This window comes from Streptomyces sp. NPDC059957 (assembly GCF_042730015.1).
Lineage (GTDB): Bacteria > Actinomycetota > Actinomycetes > Streptomycetales > Streptomycetaceae > Streptomyces.
Map to the genome: position 1 here is coordinate 30,932 of NZ_JBHWMB010000044.1, position 6,795 is coordinate 37,726.

Here is a 6,795-nt window from a genome sequence, read left to right on the forward strand (position 1 = left end):
GGGGTTGGGGGTCGACCCGGGGGGAAGGGGGGAGGGGGGGGGGGGGGCTTTCCCCCCGCGAAGCGTCCCGCACGCGCGGAGGGGGGCGTGTTCGGGGACTTCCCGGTCCACGCCCGCTTCGGGGAAAGCAGGGTCAGACCACGATCAGCGCGTCCAGCGGCGCATCGCCCAGCACGGGCAGCAGCCGCTCACGGCCCGGCAGGAACGAGAGTTCCATCAGGACCGCGACCCCGGCGACCTCCGCCCCGGCCCGCCGGATCAGCTCCAGCGAGGCCGCGGCGGTACCACCGGTGGCCAGCACGTCGTCGATGACCATGACCCGGTCGTCGGCGCACAGCGCCTCCGCGTGGATCTCGATCTCCGCCGACCCGTACTCCAGGTCGTAGGACTGCAGGAGCGTCGCCCCGGGCAGCTTCCCGGCCTTGCGGACCGGCACGAAGCCGATGCCCGCCTGCACGGCCACCGGAGCCGCCAGGATGAATCCCCGCGCCTCCAGCCCGACGATCTTCGTCGCTCCGTACTGCCCGGCCAGGGCCACCAGCGCGTCCGTGAGGGCGCCGAACGCCTTCGGGTCGGCCAGCAGCGGGGTGATGTCCTTGAACATCACGCCCGGCTTCGGGTAGTCCGCCACGTCCGTGATCCGGCTGAGCAGCAGGTCCCGTACGCCGGAGGGAAGCTCCGCGGTCACCGGCGCCGTCCCGACCGGCCCTGCGCCACTACCTCGGGCGCGCCTTCGGTACCGGCGTCCTCGGGCGACTCGCCCCTGGCCTCCGCGGACGCCCGCTTCGCGAGCACCCGCTTCTTCAGGGCCTTCATCGCCGGCTCGCGCTCCTTCAGGTCCACGACCAGCGGGGTCGCGATGAAGATCGACGAGTAGGCACCGGCCGCGAGGCCGACGAACAGCGACAGCGAGATGTCGTTCAGCATGCCGGCGCCCAGGAAGCCGCCGCCGATGAAGAGCAGCGCCCCGACCGGGAGCAGCGCCACGACGGTGGTGTTGATCGAGCGGACCAGGGTGCCGTTGATGCTGCGGTTGGCGATCTCGCTGTACGTCCAGCGGGTCTGCTTGGTGATGTCCTTCGAGCCCTCCTTGAGACCGTCGAAGACGACGACGGTGTCGTAGAGGGAGTAACCGAGGATGGTCAGCAGACCGATGACCGTACCCGGGGTGACCTCGAAGCCGACCAGCGCGTACACGCCGACGGTGATGGTGAGGTCGTGGATCAGCGCGATCAGCGCCGCGATCGCCATCCGCCACTCGAAGGCGATGGCCAGGTAGATCACCACGAGGACCATGAAGACGCCGAGGCCGGTCCAGGCCTTGTTGGCGATCTGCTCGCCCCAGCTGGGGCCGACCAGGTCCGCGTTGATCTGCCCCGCGTCGATCTTGAAGCCGTCGGCGAGCTTCGCCTTCACCTCGGCCGCGGCGTTGGTGTCCAGGTCCGAGATCTGGATGCGCAGACCGCCGGTACCGAGCTTCTGGACGACCGCGTCGTGGCCGGAGGCCTTCTCCGCGTCCTCGCGGGCCTGGGTCTCCGAGATGGAGGTCTTCGGAGTGGTGAAGACGGCACCACCCTTGAACTCGATGCCCATGTTGAGGCCAGAGACGGCCACGGCCACGATCGCCGTGATGGTGATCAGGATGGAAACGCCGTACCAGACGAAGCGCTTGCCGACGAAGTCGTAGCCGACCTCACCCCGGTACAGCTTGGCGCCGAGATCTCCGAGCTTCGACATCTCTCACGCCTCCTTTGCGTCGACGGGAACGGAGACGGTCGCGGTGGCCGCGTCGGCGCCGGTGCGACGCGAGCGTCGCAGCGGCGGCTTGGCGCCCAGTCGCTTCGGGTCCAGCCCGGACCACGGGTGACCGCTGGCGAAGAAGTTCGTACGGGCCAGCAGCGTCATGACGGGCTTGGTGAAGAGGAACACCACGACCACGTCGAGCAGGGTCGTCAGACCCAGGGTGAAGGCGAAGCCCTGCACCTTGCCGACGGTGACGATGAACAGCACCGCCGCGGCCAGGAACGACACGAAGTCGGAGACCAGGATCGTGCGCCGGGCGCGCGGCCAGGCGCGCTCGACGGCCGGACGCAGGGTGCGCCCCTCGCGGATCTCGTCCCGGATGCGTTCGAAGTACACGATGAACGAGTCGGCGGTGATGCCGATCGCGACGATGGCACCGCAGACGGCCGGCAGGTTCAGCGCGAAGCCGATGCCCTTGCCCAGCAGCGCCATGATCGTGTACGTGAGGATGCCGGAGACGATGAGGCTGATGATGGCGACGAACGCCAGGCCCCGGTAGTACGCCAGCAGGTAGATCACCACGAGGGCGAGGCCGATGGCGCCGGCGATCAGACCGGCCTTCAGCTGCTCGCCGCCGAGCGCGGCCGAGACGGTGGTGACGCTGTCCTCCTGGAAGGACAGCGGCAGGGCGCCGTACGAGAGCATGTTGCCCAGGTCCTGTGCGGACTGCTGGGTGAAGCCGCCGGAGATCTCGGCGCTGCCGCCGGTCAGCGCCTGGCTGACGGACGGGTCGGAGATGACCTCGCCGTCGAGCACGATGGCGAACTGGTTCTGCGGCTGCTGCTTGGCCGCGAGCTCACCGGTGATCTTGGCGAACCTGTCGGCGCCCTTGTCGGTGAACTGCATCGTGACGATCCACATGCCGCGCTGCGGGTCGATGATGCCCTTGGCGTCCTTCACGTCCTGGCCGTTGACCTGCGCCGGACCGAGCACCCACTTGTACCAGACGCCGTCGCGCTTGCCGCAGGCGAGCGTCGGGTCCTCGGGCTTGACGTTCTTGGTGGCGGCGGTGCGCTGCGCCTCGTCGCTGCAGTTCAGCGCGGCGAACTTCGCCTGCAGGTCCGCGGCTGCGGCCTGGTCGGCGGTCGGCGCGGACGGCGACGTGGACGGGGTGGCCTTGTCGTCTGCCTTCTTCGACCCGCTCGCCGAGGGCGAGGGAGAGGGTGCGTTCGGGGCCTTGAGGGCCTCACTGAGCGCACGGCCCTGGGAAGTGGCGCTGGACGACGGGGTGGGCGCACTGGCGGACGGGCTGCCGGAGCCGCTCGGGGAGGCGCTCGGGGCGCCGCTCGGGTTGGCCTCGGGGGCTGCCGGGGCGCCCTCCGCCGTGGCGAGCACGGGGCGGAAGTACAGCTGGGCGGTGGTACCGACCTGGTCGCGCGCCTGCTGCTCGTTCGTCCCCTTGGGGATGTTCACGATGATGTGGTCGCGGCCCTGCTTCTGGACCTCGGCCTCGGAAACGCCGAGACCGTTGACGCGGCGCTCGATGATGCCGATCGCCGTGTTCATGTTGGTCTCGTTGATCGCGTCCGGCTTGCCGGGCTCGCTCTTGGCCTTGAGCGTGATGCTCGTACCGCCGGCGAGGTCGATGCCGAGTCGCGGCGTCGTCTGCTTCGTGAGGAACATCCCCGCGGTGAGCGCCACCATCGCGATCAGGATGATGGCCAGGGAACGCCCCGGCCTCCCCTGAGCCCCCGTGGGCCGCCGGCCCTTCTTCGGTGCTGCCACCTTGTCGTATCTCCCTGTCCAACCGTCCCGCGCCGGGTCAGCGCGTGGACGGCCACCGAAATGTGTGTGGGGACCCCTGCCCCCCGCAGAAGGGTCACTGGCGGGGGCCGCCGGGGCTGCCGGTCAGGCGCCCCGCACGGTCCCCGGCCCAGCGCTACTTCGCGCCGGCCTCGCCGTCGGTCTTGCCGTCCTTGGGCTCGTCGCCCTTGGGCTCCTCCGCCGCGGGCTCGTCGGCCTTGGGCTCGTCCTTCTTGCCCAGGTCGAGCTTGGGGGCCTCGTCCCCGGTCAGGGAGGACGCGTCGTCCGGAACGACCGGCGTGTCGATCGTCAGATCATCGGTGATGCCGTGGACGATGCGGTTGTACTCCTCGTCCTCCAGCACGGCGCCGATGGAGTTCTTCGCGTAGATCGCGTGGACGCCGGGGGCCACCTCGAGCGTGACGGTGTCCTCGCCGATCTCCTTCACCGTGGCGTACATGCCGCCGATGGTGCGGACGCCGGTGCCGGCGGTCAGCTGGTCGCGCATCTGCACGGCCGCCTGCTGCTTCTTCTTCTGGCTGCGGGTCAGCAGGAACATCGCCCCGATGATCAGCACGAACGGAAGGAGGGACATGATATTCAAGGGACGCAGGTCCTTCGCATCGACCGCACAAGCGCACGGCCTTTGTACGGGGGGTGGGTACGCCGACCGTAAGGGTCGGCATCGGCGGAGTCTAGGCGAGTCCGCACCGATGGAACAACGCCCAGCATGTCACCGCAGTTCCTGAGGGGGCGAACGCCCGCGCCGTCAGGTCCCGAAGAGGCCCTGTTGTCCGCTTGATCCGTTCCCGCCCTGCTGTGGCGGAACAAGTCCCAGGTGAGCCCATGCGGCCGGGGTCGCGACCCGCCCTCGCGGTGTCCTGGCCAGGAGCCCTTCCCTGACGAGGAACGGCTCGGCCACTTCCTCCACGGTCTCCCGCTCCTCGCCGACGGCGACGGCGAGCGTGGACAGGCCCACGGGGCCCCCGCCGAAGAGCTTCAGGAGCGCCTCCAGGACGGCCCGGTCCAGCCGGTCGAGCCCGCGCTCGTCGACCTCGTAGACCTTCAGCGCGGTGCCGGCCACCTCGCGGTTGATCACGCCGTCGGCCCTGACCTGGGCGTAGTCGCGGACGCGGCGCAGCAGCCGGTTGGCGATACGGGGGGTTCCGCGCGAGCGGCCGGCGATCTCGGCGGCGCCGGCGGTGTCGATCTCCACGTCGAGGAGCCGGGCGGAGCGGTGGATGACGCGCTCCAGCTCCTCGGGGGCGTAGAACTCCATGTGGCCGGTGAAGCCGAAGCGGTCGCGCAGCGGGGGCGGGAGCAGGCCGGCCCGGGTCGTGGCCCCGACGAGGGTGAACGGGGGCAGTTCCAGCGGGATGGCGGTGGCTCCCGGGCCCTTGCCCACGATCACGTCGACGCGGAAGTCCTCCATGGCCATGTAGAGCATCTCCTCGGCGGGCCGGGACATGCGGTGGATCTCGTCGAGGAAGAGGACCTCGCCCTCCTGGAGGGAGGAGAGGATGGCGGCGAGGTCGCCCGCGTGCTGGATGGCGGGGCCGGAGGTGATCCGGATGGGCGCGCCCATCTCGGCTGCGATGATCATGGACAGGGTGGTCTTCCCCAGACCCGGGGCGCCCGACAGCAGCACGTGATCGGCGGTGGCGCCACGCTGGCGGGCCGCCTTCAGGACGAGGTCCAGCTGCTGGCGGACCTTCTCCTGCCCGACGAACTCACCGAGGTCCTTGGGCCGCAGGGCCGCCTCGACGGCAGTGTCCTCGCCGTCCGCCGCGGCTGCGACGATCCGGTCGTCGCTCTCGTCATCCCAGTTCACGGTGTCAGTCTGCCTTCTCGGTGGTGCGGTGGATTGCCCGCCAGGGCAATTTCAGCCCCTCCGGCGTTTGAGGAGCGGGGGTCCGGGGGCTGGCCCCCGGCAACGGCACCGCACCCGTTCACCGGGCTCGGTTCAGGGACTGGAGGGCCGCCCTCAGGAGCTGCGGAACCGGAGCCGAACCGCCGGCGGCGATCGCGGCCTCCGCCTGCGGGGTCACCGCGGAGACGGCCTCGTCCGCGTCGCGGGGCGCGTAGCCGAGGCCGATCAGGGCGGCGGACAGCTGCTCCGACCACGGCGCCGGGCCGGAGGCCACCGCACGCTGCGCGCCGACCATCCCGCTCGACCCCAGCGGAGCGCCCAGCTTGTCCTTCAGGTCCAGCAGCAGCTTCTGCGCGCCCTTCTTCCCGATGCCGGAGACGGCCATCAGCGCCTTCTCGTCGCCCACGGAGACGGCGATGCGCAGCGCGTCCGGGCTGTGCACCCCGAGCATCGCCTGGGCGAGCTTCGGACCGACCCCGCTCGCGGTCTGCAGGAGCTCGAAGACCTGGCGCTCGTCGTCGTCGGCGAAGCCGTACAGCGTCAGCGAGTCCTCCCGTACGACCAGCGACGTCGCCAGCCGGGCCGGCTCACCGGTTCGCAGGCCCGCGATGGTGTTCGGCGTGCAGTGCACGGCCATGCCCACTCCCCCGACCTCGACGACGGCCAGGGTGGGGGCGAGCGCGGCGACCGTGCCGCTGACGAAGGCGATCATGTGGTGCGGCCTTTCAGGGCGCTGGCATGCCGGTTGACGGCCTGCTGGAGGCGGTTCTGCGCGGGGGCGCGCCAGATGTGGCAGATGGCGAGGGCGAGGGCGTCCGCGGCGTCCGCGGGCTTGGGCGGGGCGGACAGCCGCAGCAGCCGGGTGACCATGGCTCCGACCTGAGCCTTGTCGGCGCGACCGCTGCCGGTGACGGCGGCCTTGACCTCGCTCGGTGTGTGCAGCGCGACCGGTATGCCGCGGCGCGCGGCGCACAGCATGGCGACGGCACTGGCCTGGGCGGTGCCCATCACGGTGCTGACGTTGTGCTGGCTGAACACCCGCTCCACGGCGACGACTTCGGGCCGGTGCTCGTCGAGCCACTCCTCGATGCCCTGCTCGATCGCGACGAGCCGGTGGCCCAACTCGGCGTCCGCGGGCGTCCGTACGACTCCCACGCCCAGCATCGTCAGGGGGCGGCCCGCCACCCCCTCGACCACACCGACACCGCATCGGGTCAGCCCCGGGTCAACGCCGAGTACGCGCACCCGCCCCCTCCTTCGATCGCCTGTACGTGCAGCTTCGCAGGTTATCGGGCGGCACTGACAAAGCAGCGGGGGGGAGGGGGGGGGTGCCCCCGGCCCAGCGTCGGACCCCTCGACGTGGGCGGCACCACCCAGAG

The 6,795-nt window shown here is 70.8% G+C and carries 7 protein-coding genes; all 7 read right to left on the bottom strand.

Annotation, left to right across the window (positions count from 1 at the left end; translation table 11 throughout):
• Window positions 1-133: 133 nt before the first annotated feature.
• On the bottom strand, window positions 134-688 hold the full coding sequence (locus ACFWBW_RS26560) for an adenine phosphoribosyltransferase (protein ID WP_385377068.1): 555 nt from the start codon (window positions 686-688) through the stop codon (window positions 134-136).
• The gene (secF, locus tag ACFWBW_RS26565; RefSeq protein ID WP_385377071.1) at window positions 685-1,737 is read right to left on the bottom strand and encodes a protein translocase subunit SecF; all 1,053 of its coding nucleotides are present in this window, start codon (window positions 1,735-1,737) and stop codon (window positions 685-687) included. The genes ACFWBW_RS26560 and secF overlap by 4 nt, the downstream gene beginning before the upstream one ends.
• Window positions 1,738-1,740: 3 nt before the next feature.
• Entirely contained in the window at window positions 1,741-3,528 is a 1,788-nt protein-coding gene (gene secD, locus ACFWBW_RS26570; RefSeq protein WP_385377074.1) for a protein translocase subunit SecD, read from the bottom strand.
• A 154-nt stretch (window positions 3,529-3,682) separates the two neighbouring features.
• Window positions 3,683-4,150 carry a preprotein translocase subunit YajC gene (yajC, locus tag ACFWBW_RS26575; RefSeq protein WP_385377077.1) on the bottom strand — a complete coding sequence of 156 codons (468 nt, stop codon included), beginning with the start codon at window positions 4,148-4,150 and terminating at the stop codon, window positions 3,683-3,685.
• Between the two features lie 165 nt (window positions 4,151-4,315).
• A complete protein-coding gene (ruvB, locus tag ACFWBW_RS26580) occupies window positions 4,316-5,377 on the bottom strand; it encodes a Holliday junction branch migration DNA helicase RuvB (protein ID WP_327251803.1) in 1,062 nt (353 codons plus the stop codon).
• 118 nt (window positions 5,378-5,495) lie between these two features.
• Window positions 5,496-6,128: a Holliday junction branch migration protein RuvA gene (gene ruvA, locus ACFWBW_RS26585; RefSeq protein ID WP_385377080.1), complete on the bottom strand. Its 633-nt coding sequence runs from the start codon at window positions 6,126-6,128 to the stop codon at window positions 5,496-5,498.
• Entirely contained in the window at window positions 6,125-6,661 is a 537-nt protein-coding gene (gene ruvC, locus ACFWBW_RS26590; protein WP_243334246.1) for a crossover junction endodeoxyribonuclease RuvC, read from the bottom strand. The genes ruvA and ruvC overlap by 4 nt, the downstream gene beginning before the upstream one ends.
• Window positions 6,662-6,795: the final 134 nt, after the last annotated feature.